21 protein-coding genes are annotated in these 24,942 nt (G+C 57.3%); 9 read left to right on the top strand and 12 right to left on the bottom strand.

The window, feature by feature from the left end; translation table 11 throughout:
* The first annotated feature begins 122 nt into the window (after positions 1-122).
* Positions 123-1,940 carry a glutamine--fructose-6-phosphate transaminase (isomerizing) gene (glmS, locus tag NCCP691_RS09795; RefSeq protein WP_220808080.1) on the top strand — a complete coding sequence of 606 codons (1,818 nt, stop codon included), beginning with the start codon at positions 123-125 and terminating at the stop codon, positions 1,938-1,940.
* A 247-nt stretch (positions 1,941-2,187) separates the two neighbouring features.
* On the opposite strand, the gene NCCP691_RS09790 is transcribed toward glmS, so the two are convergent.
* On the bottom strand, positions 2,188-2,421 hold the full coding sequence (locus tag NCCP691_RS09790) for a DUF6471 domain-containing protein (protein ID WP_220808079.1): 234 nt from the start codon (positions 2,419-2,421) through the stop codon (positions 2,188-2,190).
* A 776-nt stretch (positions 2,422-3,197) separates the two neighbouring features.
* Between NCCP691_RS09790 and NCCP691_RS09785 the strand changes: the two genes are divergently transcribed.
* The 5 genes from NCCP691_RS09785 (at position 3,198) to NCCP691_RS09765 (ending at position 11,160) form a co-directional block, all read left to right on the top strand.
* On the top strand, positions 3,198-4,613 hold the full coding sequence (locus tag NCCP691_RS09785) for a hypothetical protein (protein ID WP_220808078.1): 1,416 nt from the start codon (positions 3,198-3,200) through the stop codon (positions 4,611-4,613).
* A gap of 21 nt (positions 4,614-4,634) precedes the next feature.
* On the top strand, positions 4,635-6,437 hold the full coding sequence (locus NCCP691_RS21620; protein WP_373870345.1) for a TnsD family Tn7-like transposition protein: 1,803 nt from the start codon (positions 4,635-4,637) through the stop codon (positions 6,435-6,437).
* Positions 6,383-8,023 (top strand): TniQ family protein, encoded by a 1,641-nt coding sequence (locus NCCP691_RS21615; RefSeq protein WP_220808076.1) that lies wholly within the window; start codon positions 6,383-6,385, stop codon positions 8,021-8,023. Before NCCP691_RS21620 ends, NCCP691_RS21615 begins: the two co-directional genes overlap by 55 nt.
* Positions 8,024-8,445: 422 nt before the next feature.
* Entirely contained in the window at positions 8,446-8,907 is a 462-nt protein-coding gene (locus NCCP691_RS09770) for a PDDEXK family nuclease (RefSeq protein WP_220808075.1), read from the top strand.
* Positions 8,908-9,246: 339 nt separating this feature from the next.
* Positions 9,247-11,160 carry a TnsB C-terminal domain-containing protein gene (locus NCCP691_RS09765; RefSeq protein ID WP_220808074.1) on the top strand — a complete coding sequence of 638 codons (1,914 nt, stop codon included), beginning with the start codon at positions 9,247-9,249 and terminating at the stop codon, positions 11,158-11,160.
* A gap of 172 nt (positions 11,161-11,332) precedes the next feature.
* Here the strand turns inward: NCCP691_RS09765 and NCCP691_RS09760 are convergent, their stop codons facing one another.
* On the bottom strand, positions 11,333-11,881 hold the full coding sequence (locus NCCP691_RS09760; protein ID WP_238482384.1) for an HAD domain-containing protein: 549 nt from the start codon (positions 11,879-11,881) through the stop codon (positions 11,333-11,335).
* Between the two features lie 466 nt (positions 11,882-12,347).
* Positions 12,348-12,767 carry a Cd(II)/Pb(II)-responsive transcriptional regulator gene (locus tag NCCP691_RS09755; protein WP_220808073.1) on the bottom strand — a complete coding sequence of 140 codons (420 nt, stop codon included), beginning with the start codon at positions 12,765-12,767 and terminating at the stop codon, positions 12,348-12,350.
* A gap of 329 nt (positions 12,768-13,096) precedes the next feature.
* On the opposite strand from NCCP691_RS09755, the gene NCCP691_RS09750 reads away from it, so the two are divergent.
* Together NCCP691_RS09750 and lspA are read left to right on the top strand one after the other, a co-directional pair.
* Positions 13,097-14,143 (top strand): cation efflux transmembrane domain-containing protein, encoded by a 1,047-nt coding sequence (locus tag NCCP691_RS09750; RefSeq protein ID WP_220808105.1) that lies wholly within the window; start codon positions 13,097-13,099, stop codon positions 14,141-14,143.
* 4 nt (positions 14,144-14,147) lie between these two features.
* Positions 14,148-14,654, top strand: a complete 507-nt coding sequence (gene lspA / locus NCCP691_RS09745; protein ID WP_220808072.1) for a signal peptidase II — start codon at positions 14,148-14,150, stop codon at positions 14,652-14,654.
* A gap of 17 nt (positions 14,655-14,671) precedes the next feature.
* Here lspA and NCCP691_RS09740 read toward each other — a convergent pair whose 3' ends face one another.
* From NCCP691_RS09740 to NCCP691_RS09700, 9 genes are all read right to left on the bottom strand, one after another.
* Positions 14,672-15,658, bottom strand: a complete 987-nt coding sequence (locus NCCP691_RS09740; RefSeq protein WP_220808071.1) for a cation diffusion facilitator family transporter — start codon at positions 15,656-15,658, stop codon at positions 14,672-14,674.
* 64 nt (positions 15,659-15,722) lie between these two features.
* On the bottom strand, positions 15,723-16,109 hold the full coding sequence (locus tag NCCP691_RS09735) for a hypothetical protein (RefSeq protein ID WP_220808070.1): 387 nt from the start codon (positions 16,107-16,109) through the stop codon (positions 15,723-15,725).
* A gap of 68 nt (positions 16,110-16,177) precedes the next feature.
* The gene (locus NCCP691_RS09730; RefSeq protein WP_220808069.1) at positions 16,178-19,282 is read right to left on the bottom strand and encodes an efflux RND transporter permease subunit; all 3,105 of its coding nucleotides are present in this window, start codon (positions 19,280-19,282) and stop codon (positions 16,178-16,180) included.
* A gap of 3 nt (positions 19,283-19,285) precedes the next feature.
* Positions 19,286-20,410 (bottom strand): efflux RND transporter periplasmic adaptor subunit, encoded by a 1,125-nt coding sequence (locus NCCP691_RS09725; protein ID WP_220808068.1) that lies wholly within the window; start codon positions 20,408-20,410, stop codon positions 19,286-19,288.
* Entirely contained in the window at positions 20,410-20,979 is a 570-nt protein-coding gene (locus tag NCCP691_RS09720; protein ID WP_220808067.1) for a hypothetical protein, read from the bottom strand. The genes NCCP691_RS09725 and NCCP691_RS09720 overlap by 1 nt, the downstream gene beginning before the upstream one ends.
* The gene (locus NCCP691_RS09715; RefSeq protein WP_220808066.1) at positions 20,976-22,199 is read right to left on the bottom strand and encodes a TolC family protein; all 1,224 of its coding nucleotides are present in this window, start codon (positions 22,197-22,199) and stop codon (positions 20,976-20,978) included. The genes NCCP691_RS09720 and NCCP691_RS09715 overlap by 4 nt, the downstream gene beginning before the upstream one ends.
* 502 nt (positions 22,200-22,701) lie before the next feature.
* Positions 22,702-23,040 (bottom strand): DUF3703 domain-containing protein, encoded by a 339-nt coding sequence (locus NCCP691_RS09710; protein WP_220808065.1) that lies wholly within the window; start codon positions 23,038-23,040, stop codon positions 22,702-22,704.
* Positions 23,041-23,064: 24 nt separating this feature from the next.
* Positions 23,065-23,658: a methyltransferase family protein gene (locus NCCP691_RS09705; RefSeq protein WP_220808064.1), complete on the bottom strand. Its 594-nt coding sequence runs from the start codon at positions 23,656-23,658 to the stop codon at positions 23,065-23,067.
* 3 nt (positions 23,659-23,661) lie between these two features.
* Positions 23,662-24,309, bottom strand: coding sequence for a cation efflux transmembrane domain-containing protein (locus NCCP691_RS09700; protein WP_220808063.1), 648 nt, complete (start codon positions 24,307-24,309; stop codon positions 23,662-23,664).
* A 335-nt stretch (positions 24,310-24,644) separates the two neighbouring features.
* Between NCCP691_RS09700 and NCCP691_RS09695 the strand changes: the two genes are divergently transcribed.
* A complete protein-coding gene (locus NCCP691_RS09695; RefSeq protein WP_220808062.1) occupies positions 24,645-24,941 on the top strand; it encodes a hypothetical protein in 297 nt (98 codons plus the stop codon).
* The last annotated feature ends 1 nt before the right edge of the window (position 24,942 follow it).

Genomic DNA, 24,942 nt, shown 5'->3' with positions numbered 1-24,942 from the left:
ATTATATTGCATTGAGCAGGAGACGTGAAATCATCCGTCACTTCTCATGAAATTTCGCAAGCTTCTTTCATTTCCTCTCTTCTAGCATTGGGGCATCTTCATCCGGTTCCAGGGAGAACTCCATGTGTGGCATCGTCGGCGCGGTCGCGCAACGCAATATCACCCCCATCCTGCTGCAGGGCCTGAAACGGCTCGAATACCGCGGCTATGACTCCTGCGGCGTGGCGCTGCATGTCGACGGCGCCCTCACCCGCTCGCGCAGCACCTCGCGCGTGGCCGACCTGGAAAGCCAGGTGGAGAAAGCCGGCCTGTCCGGTTTTACCGGCATCGCGCATACCCGCTGGGCGACGCACGGCGCGCCGGCGTCGCACAACGCCCATCCGCATTTTTCGCGCGAGCGCATCGCGCTGGTCCACAACGGCATCATCGAAAACCATGACGAGCTGCGCGCCGAACTGAGCGCCGCCGGCTATGTATTCGAAAGCCAGACCGATACCGAGGTCATCGCCCACCTGGTCGACAGCATGTACACCGGCGACCTGTTCGAGACGGTGCAGCAGGCGGTCAAGCGCCTGCACGGCGCATACGCGATCGCGGTGTTCTGCCGCGACGAGCCGCACCGGGTGGTGGGCGCGCGCCAGGGCTCGCCGCTGATCGTCGGCGTCGGCAAGGGCGAGAACTTCCTCGCCTCGGACGCGATGGCGCTGGCCGGCACCACCGACCAGATCATCTATCTGGAGGAAGGCGACGTGGTCGACCTGCAGCTGCAGCGCTACTGGATCGTCGACGGCAGCGGCCGCCCCGCCGAGCGCGAAGTCCGTACCGTGCATGCCCACACCGGTGCCGCCGAACTCGGACCCTACCGCCACTACATGCAGAAGGAAATCTTCGAGCAGCCGCGCGCGATCGCCGACACGCTCGAGGGCGTGACCGCCGTGATGCCCGAGCTGTTCGGCGACAAGGCCTACAACATCTTCAAGAAGATCGACTCGGTACTGATCCTCGCCTGCGGCACCAGCTTCTATGCGGGCGTCACCGCCAAGTACTGGATCGAGGCGATCGCGAAGATTCCGGTCAACGTGGAGATCGCCAGCGAATACCGCTATCGCGAGAGCGTGCCGAATCCGAATGCGCTGGTGGTGACGATCTCGCAGAGCGGCGAGACCGCCGACACCCTGGCCGCGCTCAAGCACGCGCGTTCGCAGGACATGCTCAATACCCTCACGATCTGCAACGTCGCCACCAGCGCCATGGTGCGGGAGTGCAAACTTGCTTACATCACGCACGCGGGGGTGGAAGTCGGCGTCGCCTCGACCAAGGCCTTCACCACCCAGCTGACCGCGCTGTTCCTGCTGGCGCTGTCGCTGGCGCAGGTGCGCGGCCGCCTGAGCGAAGAAGAGGAAGCGGCGCACCTGAAGGCGATGCGCCACCTGCCGGCCGCGGTCACCGCCGTGCTGGCGCTGGAGCCGCAGATCATCGCCTGGGCAGAGGAATTCTCGCGCAAGGAAAACGCGCTCTTCCTCGGCCGCGGCATGCACTACCCGATCGCGCTGGAAGGCGCGCTCAAGCTCAAGGAAATTTCCTACATCCACGCGGAAGCCTATCCGGCGGGCGAACTCAAGCACGGCCCGCTGGCGCTGGTGACGCAGGAAATGCCGGTGGTGACGGTGGCCCCGAACGACGCGCTGATCGAGAAGCTGAAGTCGAACATGCAGGAAGTGCGCGCCCGCGGCGGCCAGTTGTATGTGTTTGCCGATGCCGATTCCCGCATCTCGTCGAGCGAGGGCGTGCACGTGATCCGCCTGCCGGAGCACTACGGCATGCTGTCGCCGATCCTGCACGTGGTGCCGCTGCAGATGCTGGCGTATCACACCGCGCTGGCACGCGGCACGGACGTGGACAAGCCGCGCAATCTGGCCAAGTCGGTGACGGTCGAGTGATTGCGGGCTGGCGGGGGCGCCCAGTGCGATGCGCGAACAGAAATGCTTCGCGCATCGCTTCGGCAGTGCTTCTTTGCCGGGGTCACGCCCCTCTCAAAGCCCCGTAGTTATTGGCGCGAAGCGGTTTTGCTTTGCGCACCTGGGCACTTCGCTTTGACACCGCCTAATACCCCCACCTCAATCGGTCCAAACCTTCACTTGGGGTCATTACTGCTGTTGTAGTTGGATTAGATGGCTTGTAGCGAGCTTATCCAGAGTGCGCAGGTGGAAGGGTAATCGTCACTGTGCCGCCACCGATTACTGCCATGCATTGAAGAAAGAATGCAAGTTGGAATCGGCCGCGGGAGATTTTCACCGCCAGGGATTGCGGCGATTCCTTCACTCCAAAATGAGCTAGGCGTATCGATAGTTCTTCTACGGATACGCCTCTTCGCACTAGTTCAGCTCTTAGCGTGCGACGGGCCTCAACGTGCCAATCCATGTGAAATCAATCATTGAGTAAGCGCAATCCTTGAGCCAGCGGTTAATGGTGTTATCGTTTTTGATAACGGCGCAAGGGAGATAAGAATGATGGTAACGCATATAGCAGTGCAAATACGTGTGCGCTCTAGCGCTACTCGGGCCCTTGCGCTGGCTTGGCATTTCTATACGGAGAATTTTGGACGCTGACTCCAGCGCAATCTTTCTTGCGCCATGGATAAAGCTCGACTAAAATCCGACGTCTTGCCGACGTAAGCCTTTGAATTTTAAGAGTTTTTAGCTACGGCAAAGTAAACAGCCAGTATATGTGCTTTTTAGGTGAAGGAGAAGGACGAACGTACCTAAAAGAAATATTTTGAAATAGAGCCGTAAACGAAAAAGAGGCAGGGTTGCCGCCCCGCCTCTTTTCCCGGTGCGCCTTGCGACACGCCGAAGTCAGAAGCGTAGTGTTGCATGAGGAGCGCCGGGCGTCAACTGCCGCCCGTATCCGTACGGTCGCGGTGCGGACCAACTCGCGCTTCGACAACATGCGTTTAACTCTTTTACAACTATTTGGCAGGCGACCTTCGACGTCCTCCTGCTACGCCCAGGAATCCCAACAACAGCAGACGGCGCGGCCCATACTACGCCTACTGCAACATGGCACAGCCAGAACGAAAGCTCCTGACCAACCTGCATCGGTTCGACTCGGAGCTACGGCGTACTCAGCCTGGGTGCCCCGTGAAAAGCCTCTGAAACCAGCTGGACCTGGCTCCCATAGCAGCTTAGGGGATGCACATGGCTGAACCCGACCTCGTCCTGAGGGGCACGGCCACGGACCGCATCAGCCACTCTCCGAGCGGCCTGACACTTCCCAGCCCTCATGGGTTGCCTCTCCAACAAGAGGCGCCATCCCCTGCATTTCTCGCTGGCCCGCAGTTTTCACCAGAAACTCACTCTGGCGAGAACCCCTTAATTGGCTATGTGCCGCCGGTCTTACCGGAGACTGAGTTGCGGGCTCGCCTGCGCAATCGTGCCGTCCCGCAATTTGAAAACACTGACTGCTTGACACCGGAACAGAAAGTAGCAGCCCTTGCTTGCTTGCCGATGACCTATCGGGCCAATACTGAAGGAGCCCGATTTGCTCAACGGGTCATTGCACAAGTTCGGGCTTCCTTAGCGTTGCGCAATCCGGAGAACCCTCGCTACGCCCGTTTTTACTACGGACAGGCCGACGTTATGCACGGGGGCCGGCTCAAGCCGATGCCTGACTACTTGGGAGGGCTAAGCGGACCGGGCGTTATCCTGGCTGGACCGTCCGGGTCTGGCAAGTCAGCCCTGCTTCATCGACTCCGGTTCCTTGTCGGCCTGCAGCCCGTGCGCTTGCATGGAAAAGGTATAGCTCCAGCCGAGTTCATCTTCCTGCCAATGCTCACGCTACGGTGGCCTGATTGCGGAACGTTGGCGGGACTACTCGCCAACTTTAGAGACGCCTTGATTGCCGAACTAGGGTCCTCCCAAACAAGTGAAGCCGTGTTTGCGAACATGACCGGGCGTCGAGGCTCCAGCGTCGCGATTGCGACGTGCATCTTCCTGAACCTGGGCCTGCTGGTGGTTGACGGAATGTGCTTGCGGTCGCTACGTGGCGAGTTTCGAGAAATCCTGGACTTTCTCTCAACTCTCAAGAGGCACAGCGGAATTCCAACCATCCTTTCGTGTACCTATCCCGCTCTTCAGGTCATTACGCGCGGCGGCAGCACCCTAGCAAACTTCGGCTCAGGCGGGCATGAATCTTGGGACCTGGAGCCTCCCGGCACCAGTTGGGAAGCCTGCTGTAAGTCATTCTGGGGATTAGGTCTCCATGACCCGAGCATCCCGATTCCTGAGTACCTACCTGACCTGATGTGGTGTGTGTCGCGCGGGAACATGCGGATTCTCACGGAAGCGTTCAATGCGCTCCATCATGCGAATGTCTACGACCCCCGGCTCCCTATCACGGGAACTCGGTCAACCGTCACCGACATCTTGGATGTCAGGCTTCGCCGCTTCAAAGAGCCGCTTTCGGTCTTGGCATCGTTTCAAGAAAGTCTGGTAGTACCCAGAAAAGAGGACCTATACGCACACGGCGACTACCTACCATTCGAAGCCTTCAGCGACACCCCGGGTGCAGAGTTGGCGCGAATGTTTACCGCGCGCCTTCCAAGAGGAGCATGAGCCGTGAATAGAAGCCATCTCATGATACCGCCCTTTCCAAAAGACGAGACTTTGAACAGTCTTCTTGAGAGGACAGCGTCCTATTGTTTCGGAAGTTCGCTACAGCTCGAGTGCCTTCGCCTGCTAAACCGCACCGGCGCGTTTTTGGACACACTTCCTACGTCGATTTCCAGTGTGTGCCACGTCTTTTCATATGCGTTTGGGGACGAGGATTCCATCCTCAGTAAACACACTCTGTTCGATTTTTTTGCTTGTGGGCTTGCACCAGAGCGGGCAGCCGAGTTCCGGCGCCGCCTCATAAAAGAAACCCGCGGCCCCCTTCGTCCCGCTCGCTTGCCGCTATATTTCAACTCGTCTGAGCAGGAGTGTCTGCATTGCGTCGATTGCGATGACTTTAACCTGAAAAAACGCGGGTTTATCTTCGCGTACCGGCAACATTGCGCACCGTTCGTGCACGTATGCCCTTGGCACCGCACACCACTCTTCCCGGCGGAAGGGAAGTTCCGTTTATACGACCATCAATGTCGCTCCCGGCATCGAGGAAGCAAGCTGTTGGTTCATGAGTTTGCCGAGCGTTCGGCCGAGTGCATTGGCAACAACTGGCACTCATCGAAATATCATCGCCTCGACCTGCTTCGTCAACTCGCAGACCGGCGCTGGATTGATGAGCACGGCCGCTGTGCCCTATCCGGTCTACTTAAGGTATTTCACAAGAAGTTTGACGACGCCTTCGACGACGAGCGGCTTCGCTTACTCTGCTCGGCTACTCGCTATGCGGAAGCTGCGCTGCGCGCATTGCTCCGCACCGATAGGAATCTGCATCCCGTCTGGTGCGTTCTATTTAGATGGATTGCCGACGATACGGAGAACACTGTCCACAATAGCTCGCCTACAGCACGTAAGCGCGAGCGCGAGCGGCACTCACATTCAGAACTGAGTGAGCAGCTTGACGTACTACGCCAATCGACTTCGATACGGCAAGCAGCGGAATTGCTAGGAAAGAGTCCTTACACGCTTATCACAGTCGCCAGGCGACACGGTCTTCATGTAGGAAGGCGGCCTAAGCGCATTTTTGGGCCTGACAGAGAGCAGATTGCGCACTGCTTATGCAGCGGCATCCCGGCTGGCCAAGTCGCAGCAATGTGTCGTGTTTCCCTCTCGACGGTCTACCGCATTGCTGCTTCTAGCGGCGAAGTCCAGGCACTGTCAGCTGCAAAACGCTCGGAGCAAAGGCTGCAAACGGCAAGGAGCATTTGGTTGGATATGCTAAGGCGGCATCCGACTCTAACGGCAAAGGCCATGCGCAGTCAGTGTCCCGCTGAATGGACCTACCTCTATCGTCATGACAGGGAATGGCTAGCGAAACACTCTCCGCGCCGCCTCCAGCTCCCGAAGAGCCGTAAGACAGCGCAGCCCGAACAACTTCTTGTCCTAGCCGCCAAATCACTATCAGCAGCAGTCGAAAAGTGCGAGGCCGCAGAAAAGGCCCCGATTAGAGGTAGCGCGTACCGAATGCAAGCGCTAACCGGGCTGTCCGAGTACGCGTTGCTCCATTTTCAGTCGAGGCGGGAAGACCGTGAACGCATATTCCCGGAATCACACGTCGCGTTTGTTCGGCGCCGCGTAACGTGGCTGCGCGCCATGACGATACATGAAACTCCTATGCCAATGTGGCGCTTTGCCAAACGGGCTGGAGTACGCCTTTCTTCACTTACGTCGATAACGAGCGACGAACAGCATCACGCAGTTGCAGGAGCAATAGAAGCACCATGGAAGCAGTATCACCCGCAGTCGGATTTTTTCTCGCAAAACCTCGAATTCTAGTAGGAGAAAGCATCACCGGTTACACCGCTCGCCTCACAGCTTTTGCAACGCGTGGAGGTAATAGGATGACGATGGAACTTATGGATAAGCCTGGGCATCGGGCCGGCTGGGTACTTCCGTCGGGATTGGAAAAGCTCGCCTCGCTACTACATCCTGGCGTGCCGCCGGCCGAGACACTACTACGCGAGCACACTCTGTACCCCTTGTTTCGACCATTCTTGCCAGACTTTGCTGCAGCCTCTCTACGGACCCATTTCCTTGGCAGTTCGGTACGTGGCATCGCTGCCACTTGCGGTCTGCTCCCGTACGGAATCTCCGCTCGCTGGAACCGGGCTGTGTGTCTGGCCTGTCTTAATGAGGATGCCAAGTCAGGTCAGTTCCATTGGCGGACAAGCCATTTAGTGCCGGGCATCGCGATGTGTCCAATCCATTCCGAGCCGCTGTACACATACTGCACAACATGTGCGTCGGGATTTCGGGAATCGTTAAGCGCGTGGCTCCCAAGCACTCGGTGCGCGTGCGGCGGCAATTTAACCCCCGTGCATGTCCTTAGGACGGCCGAGGAGCGCACAGCCGAGTCTCGTATTGCCCAGATGGCAGGCCAGATACTTACTGACCCTTCCTTTGAAGTTCTAGGACATGACCAGATTCTATTAGCCGTCGCAAACCGTGCCAAAGAATTTGGGCACGGAGGGCCGCGTGGAGTTATGCGACTTCAAAAACTATTGGCTCAACGAATTGGACAAGACACCCTAGATGCTCATCAGATTTGCACCGGAAGACGAACTGCTTTCCGCGCCGCGGTCGCTGGACAACAGCTTTTCAGGAACCCTGTCCAAAATATCATTCTAATTTCTGGTCTGTTTGGCAGTCTTAATAACTTTATTGACGCAGCAAGAAATCCCAATCCGGCCAAATTGGAACCATCTCTGTACCGCGACGTGTCGGGAAAGGTGGTTAGAAGACGTTTGGGCAGGCCGGACTCGTATGCCAAATGGGACCGGATGAGCGCCATAGAACTCGCCGAGATGCGCACGCAGTCCCGGTGCCAAGCTCTGGAAGCCATACGAACCGGTACCACTCTCACCAGAAGCGTATTTGGACGTACGCCCGGCGCGTGCTCCGTGGCATACAAGTTTCTGCTCCGTTTTGACAGAGAGTGGCTGGATAAGGTTTTTCCGCCTAGGCCATTCACCTCTCGTGGGACCTCGCGCTTCGATACCGAGCGTGCACAGCTTGACCGTTCACTTGCGGCTCACGTGTACGCACGACGCGATACACTCTTGCACGCAGCCGCTCCCTTTCGGCTTACTAAGCGACGCCTGTTACAAGGCCACTCACTCACCAGTGCGAGGCGCGCGACGCTAGACATGCTCACAAATACGCAAAGAGCTCTCGACGAGTGCGTGGAATCAAGCCCGGCGTGGAGCATTCGAAGAGCCAGTTTGCTTCTTGAACACGCTTTCTCGCTCTCTCCCAATGCTCCGTTCGACAGAAATATCACGCCTGCGAACCTCAGCCCCACACAGCTTAAACGTCTTTATCGGAAGATTCAAAAATGGTGCGAAGGAAGAGCATCTACCTAGGTGACGAAGGAAGTCTGCCGTTCATCTCCTCGCCTGGTTCTAGAAAGCGTGAAGTGGCGCCGGTAGACACGGCGACTGGAGTTGAGGGTAGCCGTGGGTTTCGACTGCGGGAGCTTAAGGGCCGGCCGGTGCTGGAGTGGCCGGTACGCGTACCAGAGCGAGACCCGAGAGGCATAACTACCGGGAAGGATTTCGAGTGTTGGAAGAAGGCGAGGGATGGGCGGACGGGTGTTTCGGGCAACTGGTACAGCGTCAAGACAGGCTGTATGCAGGTGTGCCACTCACTTCTGGAAGCAAGACTTCGTAGCTACTTCGACATGTGCCCATTCGTCGTCGAGTGTAGAACGCAGTATCCATCTTGGGACCGGGAGGAATACCAGCGGTACTACTCCGCCGGAAAGCGATTCCCGAAAAATAAAGTCATGACAATTGATTTCATGTTGACTCTCGCGATACCAGGGTTGCCTTACCTGACGTACCACGGTGTCTCAGCGAAGCCACGAGCATTGATTTCCGGCGGCGCCGTCGTGGCCCGCCACGAACGCGAAGCAAGTGCCATATGGGTCTGGGGAGGTACCCACGAAATAATGGATGAATTTACCGTCCCCGACATTGAGCACGAGAACTATCTTCTGCTGAAGAGCTGGCTCCTGTGGACTGACATCCAATCCCGAATGGAACACGCTCATGCTCTTGCCCAAGCAATCAAGAGAAGCAACGCACGAGGACCATTGGACCGCACGCTGCCGATGATTGGTAAAAGACTTGGGTTCGACCGAGACGACTCCTATCGGCTCCTTGCGGTAGCTGTATTCCTGGGATACCTGTGGCTTGACCACCGCTTTCCTTTGCGCATATCCGAACCACTTTGTCTCCTTCAATAGTCCATCGTTCACGAGTACGCTACCATGACCAATCCTCTACAGCCTACGAACGGTGCCGCCCTCGAGAGCGAGAGCAATCCTGTTCTCGGCTTTCGCCGAATGGCTCTTCTTGAACGTGTTGGCCGTGGCAGACATAAGACGTATTGGAGACATATCCTTTCTGACGGACGGTTCATGTATGTCCTTCGCGTCGGGGGTCGCCCCCCCAAGAATTCGCGCGCCCTAGAGCGCTGGGAGCTTCGTAAACATAAGGGTCTGTTTGGCAGTGTGATTCAGGAGATTGAGGACTTTGTGTGCCCGGACTGGATGCGCACCGAAGAACTAGACTCGGAGACGCGGATGGCGACCGCGCTCAAGTGGAACATGATTGCCTGGATAGTTGACGACGCAGGCGATGCTTTGGTGACTGATGCAACGGCTCGCGCGAAGTACATAAAGGAAGCGGCGAAAGTCGCCGGCGTCAAAGAGCCACGCATTCGCATGCTATTGACCCGTTACTACTACTACGGCGCGCACCCCAACGCGCTAATGTCACTTGACGGATTCAAGGGCGGCCCCGGAGTCTCGCGCTTAGGCATTACAACGAATAAGGTGGGCGCGCCGAACGCCAACGTCCTCTTGAACCCAAACACGAAGTTCAAGGGGAGAGGTATGTCCAAATATTACCTGAGGATTTGGAAGCAGGTGTTATGGGAACAATATGCGCTTGGCAATAAAAGTGTGTCGGAGGCATACGAGGTTTTGTTGCTGAGATTAGTAGCGAAGAATCGAAGCGATAGCGGCGAGATTGTTTCCTATCCTATATCGCCTGAAAAGCTACCCGAGCGGTCTCTCTTTCTACGGCATGGCAGGGAAATCATTAGCGAGTTCGAGATGAAGCGGGAGAAGCTTGGCGATTTGGATTGGAAGAACAGGTTCGCCGGCCAGCGAGGACACGCCGAAGACCTAACTCACGGCGTGATAGATATCTACGACTTCGACGGCATGGAGTTTAATATCGAGCTCCTCTATGGCCAGCCCGAGAACAAACTCAAGCACGTAGGAAAACCGAACGTTCTTCTAGCTGTGGACCGAGCAAGTCGTGCTGTAGTCGGTTGGTATGCATGGCTCGGCAAAGAAAACGGGTTCGCTTACAAACATTGCCTATTCAATGCATTTACACCAAAGGAAACTAGGCTAATGCGTTACGGAGTTCCGGAACTAGGCGGCTTTGTGTATGGGGTGTGTGAGCAGGCTTTTTTCGACCGCGGCCCTGGCATCTCCTTGAAGGTAACGCAAGCAGTCACCGAAAGAATCCGCGTCGATGGCCTGCTAACGCGACCGAGGGAGGCAAAGGGTAAATCTGTCGTTGAGAACGTTAACGGCATCTTCGAAGGCAGGCTCTCTGAACTTCAGGGTGGATATAAGAGAACCAAGTCCATTCGAGACCAGGACAAGCACAGGGCGGCTGAAGCACTGGCGAAAATCGAGTATGACGTCTTCATGCGGCTATTACTGTGCGCAATCAGTGACTACAACCTTTACACAAATGTAAGCCACCTGCTTACCGGCGACATGTTAAGGGGAGGCATCCGCCCCAACCCCAAAGCTATATTCCTTTGGAATCGAAACCAAGACCGAGGAGATGCCACATATGAGTGGCCCCCGTCTCTGCTATATAAAAATCTTCTCGAGAGAGTCGAAGTTACCGTTACCAACGGTGTTGTGACAGTAGGGAAGGCCAAATATCGGTCAGACCTGCTCACTCGTCATTACGAGCAATGGAATAGTGGGCCGCACGACAAAACAGTAAGCCCGCCCGTCACCATTTACAAATTTGCGGAAACGGACGAGATTCTCGCCTGGGAACAACCAGACGGTTCAATTTCTCTCTTGGAGATGACGGAGCGAGGCAAGAGGCAGTATCAAGATTCGCCGCAGTGGTTGCACTCCTACATAAACAAGATGACAGTGGCTCTTGCGCGTGAGCAGAGGGTCGATAAGGCGAAGAACGGATTCTTGCCTGCCGCAAAGGAGAAGGCGATTCGAGACGCTGACGGCTATCCGTCCCCCCGAATTGTAAAGGGCGAAAAGCGGCTGAACAGGGCGAAGGCGAATTCCGAGATTGTGGCGGAGCAGTTCGCCTCAAAACTTGAAATTCTGGGGCAAATCGCGATTACACCACCTGCCGCTCCCCTCCCCGCCAAGGAACGGCAACTAATAGGTTACCGCAAACCGTCAGTACAAATTCATGCCGATGACGATGGGTGGTGAGCAAAGCGCCAGCGGACACGTTATGCCGCCGGCCGGGCGGATTGGCCTCAGCTTCACAGCAATTCACCATCACAATCCATCGCTTAGTGAACACGGTCACGTGGGCACAAAAGTGCCACCTGACCTGCATGCCGCCGATTACGCAAATGCCGAATTCTTTGTACTCTCCGTCCTACATCGACAGCAGAATCGCTCGAATCGCTTCCTGCACGGTGGCATCGCTAAGACCCATAGACGGCTTCGTGACGATTAGCTTATCCCGGCACCAGGCCGGCCAGTCAGCCTCTTCATCATCGAGGGCGAACCATTTTGCGGGGCGGCGTTGGCGGACATCTTGCGCGACTTGTACACCACGGGGGAGCGCGGCAAATTCAGTGTTCCTCATCCAACGGCTGTGAAACGTCGCGCCAATCACCCTCTCCTGCAAGGATGGGCTGAGGTGCATCTTCGCGCGGTTGAATGACATAACGCGGACCCACGAAGTTGACAGCACAATGGCCAAATCCGGATGCGGTGCTAACAACTCATCGAGAATTGGCATCCACTCGAAAAGGCTCCTTCCAGGGGTCTTGATATAGATGCCTCGGCCCCTTTTAAAGTACACCTCGTCGTCGTGCAGGACGCCATCGAAGTCCAGATAGAGTACCTTCTCCGCGCTGCGCAGCTGAGTCATACCGTCCCCCCTCCCCAGTAGCCCGCGGTGATAGGTGGCCGCTCCCATCTCCCGCTCCTTCGGCTTGTTGTTGCGGATACTGTACGCCCATACAGTATTAACGTCAAGCTGGGGAAGCTTATAAGCACCTGAGTTACTGAGAGTTTATTTGAGAGAAGCGGCCAAACGCGCTAAAAACTAGTCGCGTTATACGCAATTATCCTCAGCACGTATAACTATACCGACGGATGATAATTTCCAGCCGTCTACACATACCTCTCTTTGCCCGGGGGTAAATATGACGCGAGTGTTATATTTAGTTGACTGCGAACACTTTTATACCACCTGTGTTATCTCGGGCCGCACTGGGTTGCAATAGGCTGTTCCTTCGGCAGCTGCGCTACCCCAGCGGTAGCAATTGCGCAGTTCAAGGCGAAAAGCGCTGTGTAGCTATTAGCGCAGTCGCGCCGCACTCCTTCGGCAAAACAGAAGTTTTTTTGAGGAAAGAACTATCCCGGCTTTATAAGCTAGAGGTTCACTTACTCTCGCAAGACTGCCTTGCAGAAGTCTTCGACAGGGCTGCAAGCACACCGCATCCGGCCGAAACGCCTGGAACCGCGCAGCGGCTTCGCAGACGCCGCAGCTCCTCTTGTAGCTGGGCCAACGCCTGCATCTGCTTTTCAACCTCATCAAGATGCTTGTCGAGGCATGTATTTACGTCAGTGCAGTCAATGGATGGGTTGTCGTGGATTTCAACAAGCCGCCGGATTTCGGGCAGCGTCAGCCCAAGTGAGCGGCAGTTTCTGATGAACAAAAGCCGTTCAAGGTCTTGCTTGCTGTACATGCGATAGTTCGAGTCCGACCGAGCGGCGGCTCCGAGTAATCCTTTCCGCTCATAGAACCTAATAGTCACTGTCTGACATTCTGCCGCCTTCGCCAGCTCTCCGATTTTCATGCCCCCTCCATTGACCTTGTACCTAGTATAAGGTTTACCCTTTGGGGATGTCCTGATTTGATGGAGTCAAAATGCCTACCTCGTCCGGTTCCTCCTTGCGCAAGACCACGTTCTCAATACCCAAAATGGACTGCCCATCCGAGGAGAACCTGATTCGGATGGCGCTAAGTGGTCGCGATGACATAGAAAACCTGTCCTTCGACCTGGCGCGGCGAGAACTCCAGGCTATTCATCGAGGGGACCCGAACGAGGTCCTCAGACGGCTGGAGGGGCTGAAGCTCGGGGCAACGCTCCGCGACTCAAGCGAGCTGTCGGTCAGCGGGGGCACTATGCGCCGTGAAAGTACCTTTGCCGTGCCCAAGATGGACTGCGCGTCCGAAGAGAACCTCATCAGGATGGCTCTCAGTGAAGTTCCGAGCGTGACCTCGCTCCGATTTGACCTTGCGAAAAGGGAATTGAAAGCAACCCACGAAGGCGAACCAGGTCAGATATTGGAGCGCTTGCAACCGTTGAAGTTGGGGGCCGAGCTTCTCGATACACAAGAAAGCACCTCCCGTACAGACGAAGCCGCGCTACAACGGAGCACATTTTCGGTACCCAAGATGGACTGCCCATCTGAGGAAAATATGATTCGGATGGCGCTACAAGGACTCCCTGACCTGCGGTCTTTGTCGTTCGACTTGTCCAAGCGAGAGCTGGCAGCAGTTCACGGCGGTGACGCAAAAGCGCTTCTTGAGCGACTCGCCCCCCTGGACCTCGGAGCAACCCTCCGCGAATCCGTCCCGACTTCCTCTCGACAGGCTAGGGCAGCCGGGGATGATGCCGAGGACGCTGCGGAAGCCAAGACGTTACGGACGCTCCTGGCGATAAACGGCGTGATGTTCGTCTTCGAGCTGGCGCTCGGTTTGTTCGCACAATCGACTGGCCTGATTGCCGACTCTCTCGACATGTTCGCTGACGCGGCGGTCTATGGACTTGCTCTTTATGCTGTGGGCAGAGCCGCGAGCATGAAGACACGGGCCGCCCACTTGGCCGGCTGGCTGCAGTTACTGCTTGCGCTCGGGGCACTGTTCGAAGTCGGACGCCGCTTTGTCTTTGGAAGCGAGCCGGAGTCCGGACTAATGATGGGTGTCGGCTTGATTGCCCTGTTGGCAAACGTGACCTGCCTCGTGCTTATTTCGAAGAAGCGTGACCGCGGTGCACACATGACGGCGAGCTATATCTTCTCCGCCAATGACGTTATTGCGAACATGGGCGTCATTGCTGCCGGCGTTTTGGTCGCGTGGACAAACTCTCCCTACCCGGACCTTGTCATAGGCACAGTCATCGGCGTCATCGTGCTCAACGGCGCTCGCCGCATTCTGCAGCTGAGGTAAGCGCGTGAAGTTACAAATCTGGCTTGGTACGCTTAAAGCTGTGTTCGTCGCGGTGTCCGTATTTTTGGCAGACATCGTGACAAAAGCGGCGGTTCTCCAGTCTTTCGAGCTAAATCAGTCCGTAGCGGTCGCACCATTCCTCAATCTGGGGTTCTGGCTGAACCCGGGAGCGGCATTCAGCTTTCTAAGCGACGCTGGAGGCTGGCAGCGGTACTTTTTCACAGCCGTTGCCGTAGTCGCCATCGCTTGGCTAAGCTACTCGATATTCTTCAGTTCAACAATCTCCGCCCTTACGCGGGTAGCCTTTGCGCTTATTGCTGGTGGCGCGGCCGGAAATCTGTACGACCGGCTGGTGCACGGCGCGGTGGTCGATTGGATAGACCTCCACGCGGGGGAATGGCACTGGCCCGCCTTCAACTTGGCTGACTGCGGGATTGTTATCGGCGCAGCCCTCGTTGTCCTCGCATCGCTACGACCGGAAAGCCCCACCCGGGAATGTAGTCGTCTATAGCGCACCAAAATTCCCAGTCAGTGTTGGTGCTGGCCTTCGCCCTTGTGGTCGTGCGACCTGGCACCAATCACGCAGAGCTCCCCCTCCAACTCCACGTCCACCGTCACGTGCTCGAAGGTCTGCTCGTTTAGGAGCTCTCGGACGCGAGCCTTCGCACCAATCATGTCCTCCCTGGTAGCATCCTTTTGCATGACCAGATGCGTGGTGAGGACGTGCACTTCGCCGTCTACAGTCCAGCTATGTGTGTGGTGCATTGACAAAACCTTTGGATGTTGCAGCACCACCCGCTCAAAAGCATCGACGTCAAAAGAGTCCGGAACCCTTTGAATAAATACATGGAAGACCTTCCGGAGATTGCGAACCACGTTGACCAAGACGAACAGCGAGATGCCGATAGAAAGTATCGGGTCGATTATGGGCAAGTCCCAAACCGTCATCACCGCAGCCCCGACCAGAACCGCGACCCATCCCAGTGTATCTTCCAGAAGGTGCCAGCTTACGACCTGTTCGGTGAGAGAAGTGCCACGTCTGACCCTGAGGACGGCCGCGCCGTTGAATACGAAGCCTACTATGGCTAGAACCATCATCCCCGGAGCATTGACCTCTTCTGGGGAGAACAGGCGGGAAACTGCATTCCAGAGCACGAATCCTAGGCCCACAATCAGGACCAAACCAGTAATCAGTCCGCCAAGGAGCGAGTAGCGCCGGTAGCCGTAGGTATTCTTTGCAGTTCTACCTCGCTGCGACAACCGGTCAAAGTACCACGCCAGGCCGAGCGACATCGAATCGCCGAGGTCGTGCACAGCATCACTCAGGATTGCGATGCTGTTCGTCCAAACCCCGCCAATTACCTCGATAATTGTAAAGGCGAGGTTGAGTAGGAAGGCCGTCTTCAGGTTGCCAGAGCTTCCATGAGCATGACCATGGGCGTGCCCGTGGTCGTGACCTCCGTGCGAATGACCCTTTCCCATATCGTTCTCATCGCTCCAATCAATTATTCCCATGGCCTCGCTGCCTCCACGCGTCAAGGCACGAGGAGGCGGCGACATGGCGCGCAGTGCGCTGTCGTTACTTCACAGTGAAACGAACGCTCTGCGCCGGTTTTCCCTGTAGGGAAACGACTGCGACGACTTTCGTTCCCTTATCGACCTTGAACGTACCCTTTGCCTCCAGCCTGTTCTCGCCCGCTGGTGCCAGGTTCACTTCAGTCTTTTCGCTACCATTGAGTAACGTCGCCTTGCCGGTCGCCCCAGTGGTACTGACCTTCTTCCCATGGTCGTCGACATAAATGGTGATACTGTCCGACTTGGCGACGAGCTCATATTGGGTGCCTTTAACTTCGGCGAGTACGCCACCGTATTGGGGATTCTCGCCAGCGTGGGCACCCTGTGCGAACGACGGCAAGGAGACCAGAAGGGATATCGATGCGAAGGCTGCTGCAAGTACGTTTTTCATGATTTTCCTTTCGATGTGGAACAGAACATGTGAACCGCGACGTGTTCCACACGCGCCGCGGCCATTTGCTAGAACGCCTCTTTGCCACTTTCCGAGACCAGTGCTTCTGTCGGTTTGCGGCCAAACATCCAGAACATCACCGGTGTCAAGAACGTATCGAGAATGGTCGAACTGATAAGCCCGGAGAAAATAACCACGGCGACTGGGTGCAGAACCTCAGTACCCGGCATCTCTGCTTCAAAAAGCAAGGGTGCCAATGCGAATGCCGCGACTAGTGCCGTCATTAGGACCGGCGTGAGTCGCTCGAGCGAACCACGAACAATCATCTTCTTGTCGAAACTTTCACCCTCGAACGCGCAGAGATTGATGTAGTGGCTGACTTTCAGGATGCCGTTACGGGTAGAGATGCCGGCCAACGTGATGAAGCCAATGAGCGCCGCAATCGACAACGGTTGTCCCGAGAGCCATAGCCCAATGACTGAACCTACGAGGGCCAGAGGGATGTTCGCCATAATCATCAGCGTTAGCGGAGTAGACCGGTATCGGGAATACAGCACCAGGAAGACCATAACCGCCGAGATGAGCGACAAGAGCGAAATCAGGCGACTTGCCTGCTCTTGTGCCTGGAACTGCCCGTCCATCGTCACGAAATAACCCTCTGGCATCTTCGTCTCGGCGATAACCTGACGGATGTCGGCGACGATGTCGGACAGCGGGCGTTCCTGGGCGTTGGCGGACAGGACAATGCGGCGGCGGCCATCATCCCGAGAAATCTGATTGGGGCCGTCCGATTCTTCGATTGTCGCCAACTTTTCCAGCGGTACGCGGCCGTTAGGCGTGTCGATGAGCAGTTGGCGAAGACCGTCTACCGACCTGGCCGTTTCCGGCAGACGCAGCATCAGGTTGAAACGCCGACTGCCTTCGATGACCTGGGTAACACGCTCGCCGTCGATAAGCGTCTGCAGCTCCGCCGTCAGCATAGAAGGCGCGATGCCGTACTGCTCGGCCCGGTCGTAGTCCACTCGTACCTTGATTTCCGGCGTCAGTACCTGCTTCTCCACCTCCAGGTCAGCTATTCCGGGAATGCGGGACAGAGCCGCGCGTAGCGACTCAGCTTGGCCGCGGAGCGTGTCCAGGTCGTCGCCAAAAATCTTGATGGCGATTTGTGCACGTACCCCGGAGAGCATGTGGTCGATACGGTGGGATATCGGCTGTCCGATGTTGACCGCGGCGGGTAGCGTGGAGAGGCGCTGGCGGATGTCGGCGTAAATCTCCTCCTTCGTCCGGTCTGACGGCTTCAGGTTCAGGTCCAGCTCAGAGACGTGGACACCTTCCGCGTGTTCGTCCAGCTCGGCTCGCCCTGAGCGTCGCCCGACATACGCAACCTCCGGCACTTGCTGCACCAGACGCTCGGCCTGACTAGCAAGACGGACCGATTCGGCAAGCGTAGTACCGGGATTCAGTCGCAAGCCGATAAGCACTGAGCCTTCGTTGAACGGCGGCAGGAAGGTGGTGGGGAAAAACGGGATGGTTGCCACTGCCAGCACAACCGCCACGCCGGCGGCTCCCAGGAGCACGCGTCCGTGTTCAAGAGCCCAACCTAAACCGTGCGAGTAGCGTTCCTTGAGCCAGCGCACCAGAGCCGGGTCACCATGGTCCAGCTGCTTCATCCGTGGCAGCAGGTAGTACGCCATGACCGGGGTCAACGTGACCGAGACCAGCATCGACGCCAGAATCGAGACGATATAGGCAATACCCAGCGGTACGAACAAGCGACCTTCCATGCCTGGCAGGACAAACAGCGGCACGAATACAAGGACGATGATGACGGTTGCGACCACAATTGCAGACCGCACCTCCAGAGTCGCTCGCGCTATCAGCTCCACTGGATTGAGCCGGTTTGCATGCCCGCGTTCCAGCTTCAACCGTCGCAGAACGTTCTCGACGCCGACAACCGCGTCATCCACTAGCTCGCCAATGGCAATGGCTAGGCCACCGAGCGTCATCGTGTTGATGGACAGCCCAAAGTACTTGAATACCAGCACCGTTATCAGTATCGAGACCGGTATTGCGGTCAACGAAATCAACGTCGTCCTGAAGTTACCCAGGAAGAAGTACAGAATGACGGCAACCAGGACCGCGGCCGTTATTAGCTTGCTCTGGAGGTTGCCAATGGACGACTCGATGAAGTTCGCTTGGCGGAAGGTGACCTGTGGCGCCTCCATCCCGGCTGGCAGGGTTTTCTTCATCTCCGCCAGCGCGTCCTCTATCTGGCGCGTCAGTTTGACCGTATCAGCATCCGGCTGCTTCTGCACGCCCAGGATGACAGCCGGGCTGCCGTTGTATCCGGCGTCGCCCCGCTTAATGGCGGGAGCGAAGGTAACGTCGGCAACCTGCTTCAAGAGGATGGACTGCCCCTCCCTTGCCGTTAGCGGCAACCGCTGCAGGTCCTCTAGTCTGGACGTGCGTCCAATATTGCGGATGAGGTACTCACGCGCGTTCAGTTCGAGGAAGCCGCCGCTAGTGTTCGCAGCAAATCCCTTTAACGCTGCCTCAACCTGTTCGACCGTGATACCGAGCGCGGACATCCGAGTGGTGTCGGGTTGGACCTGGTACTGCCGGACCTCTCCGCCAATTGGAATCACTTGAGCAATCCCGGGAATCGTCAGCAGACGCGGCCGGAGCACAAAATCTGCATACTCCCGAGTCGCCATAGGAGATATTTTCGCTGGGTCAATCGGGATTGCGATGAGCATGATTTCACCCATCACTGACGAGATTGGTCCCATTGAAGGCGTAATCCCCTCTGGCATTTGCTCCCGGACCAGATTCAGTCGCTCGGACACCATCTGGCGGGCCCGATATATGTCCATTCCCCAGTCAAACTGGACGTAGACAAACGACAGGCCGACGGATGACACAGAGCGAACCGCGGTCACGCCCGGCATACCGTTCATCGTCGTCTCGAGCGGGAACGTGATGAGCTGCTCGACCTCCTCAGGCGCCATGCCACCGGCTTCGGTCATCAGCGTGACTGTCGGCCGATTCAAGTCAGGGAATACATCGACAGGCATCCGCACAAGCGTAAGTGCACCGTAGACCATCAACACGACCGCCAAAGCCAGGACGAACAGGCGATTTTTCAGGCCTGCGCTAACAAGGTAATTGAACATCGATTACCTCACCTGGTTGACGAGTGGCGCACCCTGAACGACCACGCGCTCGCCGCCTTGCAGCCCGCTCGTCACCGTCACTGTATTTGCGTCCAAGGGCGCAAACCGGATTGGATGCTGCACAAACCTCTCAGCGCTTTCATGCACCCACACGATGTCCTGATTGCTCGGGTTCTTGACGATAGCGCTTGCTGGAACGGCGACGCCCGAGACTGTGGTTTTCGACTGGGTGATGACCTTCATCGGCTGACCGACGGTCAGGACAGGCAAAACGCCGTCCTTTACAGGGCGGGTGCGGAACTGAATTGGAACCGTCTGTTCCCGCAGTGTCCGGCCAGCGCCGACGAATTCGAGAGGTATAGATTCGCCCGAATTCGCCCGCGCCGTTGCCGTTGCGATGTTTGTTGCGAGAGTGGCGTCGTGTGCCACGGCTTCCACACGCAAGCGGCTGGGGTCGACAATCTCGAACAGGACTTCTCGCGCATCGACAACCTGCCCGGCGACGACGTTGGCTGCAGAAATGACCCCGGAAACCGGCGCGGTCAGCGCCTCCGTTGTCGACAGGCTCCCGCCGATAGCTGCCAGTCTCTCCTTTGCGCTCGCCACTTCCGCTTCGGCAGCCTCAATTTCCTTCTGCGGCACCGTGCCTTCCAGTTGCCTCAACCGCGCCACGCGCTTTTCCGCCAAAGCTCTTGTCGAACGGAGTTCCGCAGCCTGCGCAACCTGGTTTGCGCGCTCAAGCGCTCCAGTGGACGGACGCACGTAAGCTAGCACTTCACCCTTCCGAACCGTTTGCCCTAGGGAAGGCAGTCCCTTAGGACCGGGCTCTACTCGCCCCGCTACCATTGGCTGCACCTTACCGCCGGCGTTGGGGTCCATGACGACCCTTCCAACGAGTTCGAATGCTTGCGGTTGTTCTTTGCTTTCCGTGACGATGGTTCGTACTGCTAGCTGCCGTTGGGTGATTTTTGGAAGGAAGACGCTCCCGTCGGGAAGCCGCTTTGGACCGTTGGAGCTGGCCGCAGGCTCTGCGCCATGGTCGTGGTCGTGGCCGGGACCTGCAAAGGCACTTGCGGAAAAGGCAGCGGCAATCAGCCCCACCATGATAGTTTGGGATAGGTTTTTCATTATTTCAGTCCTCCTGCGCCGCGGGTCTTCTTCAGGCGACGAACGCCGAGTATCAGGAGCGCAAGCACAACCAAGGCAGCGGCTCCGATTCCAATTCGTTGATACAGTGGGCTTGAGGTGTTATCACCATGGGCATGGTCTTCTCCGGCATGACCATCAGGAATAACCAGATTCGCGGCAAGGATGTCGACATCGTCGCCTGCAGTGACAGTCAGCGTGACCGGGTATTCGCCAGGCTTCTCGAATGACTTGACGGCAAACTTGTAGTCGCCGCTATCCTCATGAAACTCGCCAACTGCCTTTGTCGACCCGCTTTCGAGCTCGACTTTGGCCTTCAGGACCGGGGCATTGTCGGCATACTGGTCAACGAACACCGATAGCTCGTGGCCCCCAAATACGCCTACAACTTCAAAGAGGTCTGAGTGCGCTTCAAACCGAGGAGACACGGAACCGGACGAAGCCACTGGCGCTTCGTCGCCGTGGTCATGTCCAGGACCTGCGATAGCTGTGCTGAATGAAAATGCCAACGCCACCAGTGGCATGGCGAAACGAGAGAAAGGTCGGTTCATGGGATGAGCCCTAGTGCTTGGTTGAGCTTAGAAATAGCGCGCCCGACCTCGAGTCGTGCACGGGTGAGTGCGAGTTCAGCCTCAAAACGGTCGTTTTCGCTGCGCAGCCGGGTCGGAAGGTCCAGTTCGCCTAGCTTGAATGCTTTGGCGTAGAGGCCTTGCGTCTCCGACGCTAGTCGGAAGCGCTCCTGTGCCAGAGCTTCTATAGCCGTTGCCTGTTCGAGCTCCGCCCTTGCCGCGTCGGACTCAGCCTGGATGCGTTCCTGCTCCAGCGACAAGGCGGCTTGCATCTCAATGAGTTCTGCATTCGCAGCGGTTACCCGAGGGGCATTGCGGGCGTGAGTAGCTAGCGGGATACGTACGGCAACACGAACCGATTTGTCGTACCCGTCCCCTGCAGTAGGGCGCTCGCGGACGAACCCCAGGGCGATTTCGGGCGGGTCCCGCCGCTCGGCACTTGCCTGAGCAAGGCGGGCTTGCCCTACTTGCACGGCCACGCTCGTGGCAGCAAGCAGCGGGTGAAGCGCAGGAGCTTGTCCGGCGTCGGACAGTGTCTCACCAGCCTCTGGAAGCTGTGCGAGGCCCGTCAGCACACTGAAAAGCCGCTGAGAGCGATTGGCACGGGCCTCCGCTTCGGCTGCCGTAGCTCTGGCAAGGCGCTCGGCTACTTGAGCCTGGTTCAGGTCGGCTCGGGCCAGGTCGCCTGCCTTGAATCGCCGTTCCACGTCTTCCAGAAGCACACCTGTTTCGCTGACCTTGCGCAGTGCTACATCCTTGTCGTTCTGGGCAAAGCGCGCTTGCCAGTACGCTTCCCGAACCTCGCCTGCAAGCTTCAGCCTCGCAGCGAGCGTTTTGGCGTCAAGTTGCGTCGTTTCTGCTGCAGCCAGACGCTGAGCTGCGTTACGCGTCCCTGGCATCCAGAGAGGTACCGCAATTTCAGCCTCAGTCTCCCGCTCGCCACGGTTTTGGTTCAATTGGTCCGTCCGTTGGGACAGACCTATGACGGGTGCGCCGGGAAACAATGCCGACGCGGCGCCCCGCTTTGCCGCCGCTTCATCTTGCCGGGCGTCAAGTGCCCGTGCTTCGGGTTGTCGAGACCACGCAGCCTCGACAGCTTCTTTAAGGGTCAGGGGGGCAGCATAGGCAGCGCTTGCGCTCCCGATAACGGCTGCCACCGCCAGTTTGGATAACAAACTAGAGGACGAACGAAATCGTCGCATTCAGATTCTCCTAAGTTAAAAGACCAGGGGAATCCGGCGGATACGTTTTATCTGCTAAGGACGGCTAAGCGTAGATTGATGTGGTCCGCCGGATTAGACGGCGGCGAACCATTTAGGCTTTTCGGGCCTGGAAGATGAAGCGGATATGAGCCGCGAAGTCGCATTGTCGGGTGGCCCTGCTATGGGACCCGCAGATGGAGTATTGAAGTTTGTAATGACCATACCACTGTACAAGCCGTGGCAGTCAAGGCAGTCAGTTGTCTTAAGACTCTTCGAGTCTTCGTCAGCATCCTGACCGATTCGGGCGTGGTGACGCTCGTGCTGATGCTCGTGATGGCCGAAATGCTTGGTCGTGACCTCAGTCTCGGGCTGACAATACGCCGCCACAACAGCCCAGGAGGACTGCAGCGGCATGACAAGCAGCAAGAGAATGAGGAAGAGCTTTTTCACGGCCGAAATCATAACATCTTGGAACCGTCTTGGTGTCAGTTAGGCGATTTGCTTACTCGATTAAGCGGCGAAGGCCGTCATCGATTGGTAGCCGCTTGAACATGCTGATGTTCGTACCACCCGTATTGCCGACTGGGACGACACCGACGGCTGAGCCGAGTGCACCGAGAACGATTCGTACCGCCTGGCCAACGACTTCCGATGTCGCGCGGCGTTTCAGGCCGATTTTCAACATCCACCAATGGGTCACCACATGCGGCATGACATGGCGTTGACCGAGGACGTGCGCGGTTTCCAGGCGCCCGAAGGATTGCCCCAACCGGCCCTTCCTGTACAAGTCGATGGCTACCGCCATTTCTGCGTCAAAAGCTGCTCTTAGCTCGCTTCTCATTCTAATTTCGCTCCCTAAATAACGTCACAGCCAGCGACGGGTCTTGCGGACGTATTCTTCGTATGTGGCGCCGTGCTGCTTCAAAAGAAAATCTTCTTCCAGTCTGACCTGAATCTGGATGAGGACGTCAGCGGCTATGGCTGCTGCCACTGTCACAACATTGGGGCGTAGCAGGACCAGGCCCAGCAAGCTCAGGCGCATGCCAAGAAATATCGGGTTCCGCGACCAGGCGAACAGGCCCGCCGTCACCAAGCTTGTCCGGTTCTTTTGGTCGATGCCTATCCGCCATGATTTCCCCATCTGGGCTTGTGCGATGACCGTCCATACCAGCGAGGCAATCAGGAGCGCCCAGCCTGCTATACGCGCCGCGGAGTGCGCCAACCAGTCGAGCGTGCCCAGCAGACTGTCGATGTCTTCCCAGACAGCCTGCACCACGACGTAGAGGCCCAGCCCCACGAGGACGAAGCGGAAGCCGGAGGTAACGAACCCATAGGCATCGTCGCTCGAGGGAAGGACGTACGGGTTGAGGCCTGTCTGCCGCCAGACCCGGACCGACGGCCAGACAAACGCCACTCCAAAGTACGTCAGGAACAACACAGCAAGAATCGACCGGTCCATTCTTCACCTCGGGCGCGCAACAACCTGAATAGCGGGCTCGGGAGCCAGTTCCGCACGAGCCTGTGTCACCACGGTACGGGCAGCCGACAGGCCCAGGACGCCCATAATGCTCGCGACAACTGTGTCCGGCCATCCAGCACCTGTCCCAAACACGCCGAGCGCCGCCAGCATCACGGCCAAATTGCCGATGACGTCGTTACGAGTGCAGAGCCAGACCGAGCGCATATTGGAATCGCCGTTTCGATAAGAGAACAAAAGCACGGCAACCAGCAGGTTTGCCAAGAGCGCAACAAAGCCGATAACGCCCATGGTCGTGTGCTGGGGCACCGTACCAGAAGCCGCGTTCCAGAGCGCTGCCCCAAGGACGAACAGGCCATAGCCGCCCATGGTCAGCCCCTTGATGAGGGCGGTACGGGAGCGCCAGATAGGTGCTAGGCCCAAGACCAATAACGAGACACCGTAATTGGCCGCGTCGCCGAAGAAGTCGACCGCATCGGCCAACAGCGAGACTGAGCCGGCGGCCCAGCCGCTAAACAACTCGACGCCAAACATGACGGCGTTTACGACCAGGGCAATCCACAGAATCCGACGGTAGCCCCGGTCAACCGGCGGTTTATCGGAGGAGCAACCTCCTGAACAGCAAGCAGACATTTCATACTCCTTTCGCGTGTACTGTCATTAAAAACCCTGTAGCGACTCCAGAGTCAAGCACTACTTGGAAGAAAGTTCGGAATGAAAGGAAGGCTTGTTGGGCGCAGTGCGCCAAGTGCTCGACAACTTGTTGGCGGCGCAGAGACACCGCCTGTCGTGGCACTGTTAGTGCACCAGCAAAGAACTTGTCGGAGCGTGAGAAAAACGCTGTCTTTTCAGTGGGTTAGCGCGTTACGAGGCTTGGACCTTGAGCCTGGCACGGTCCTCGCGAAGAGAGGGTCGAGCGCAACAAAAAGCTCGACCAAGCAAACTCACTTCCCTCTAGGAGAAACACGATGAAAGCACTGATGATTGAAGACCTCGCCATCGCCCAAGAACTCACAAGCAAAGACCTCGCCGGTGTCGTCGGCGGTTGCGGCGCCTGTTCGCCGGGCTGGGGCATGCCGAAAGTTGGCTTCGTAATGCCGAAGTACGACTACGCTGCACCGAACGTCTCCTTCGACGCGGCTCAGTCACTCGGCCAGAGCCAGAACACCACCGTCAATAACGGCAACAACGTGGCCTTCTCTTCCGGCATCAGCGCGAACGTGAACCCGACCCAAAACGGTCAGAACACCATCAACTTCGGCTAAG

It is taken from the genome of Noviherbaspirillum aridicola (genome assembly GCF_019656455.1).
Lineage (GTDB): Bacteria > Pseudomonadota > Gammaproteobacteria > Burkholderiales > Burkholderiaceae_D > Noviherbaspirillum > Noviherbaspirillum aridicola.
This window is presented reverse-complemented; position numbering and strand designations above follow the sequence as displayed.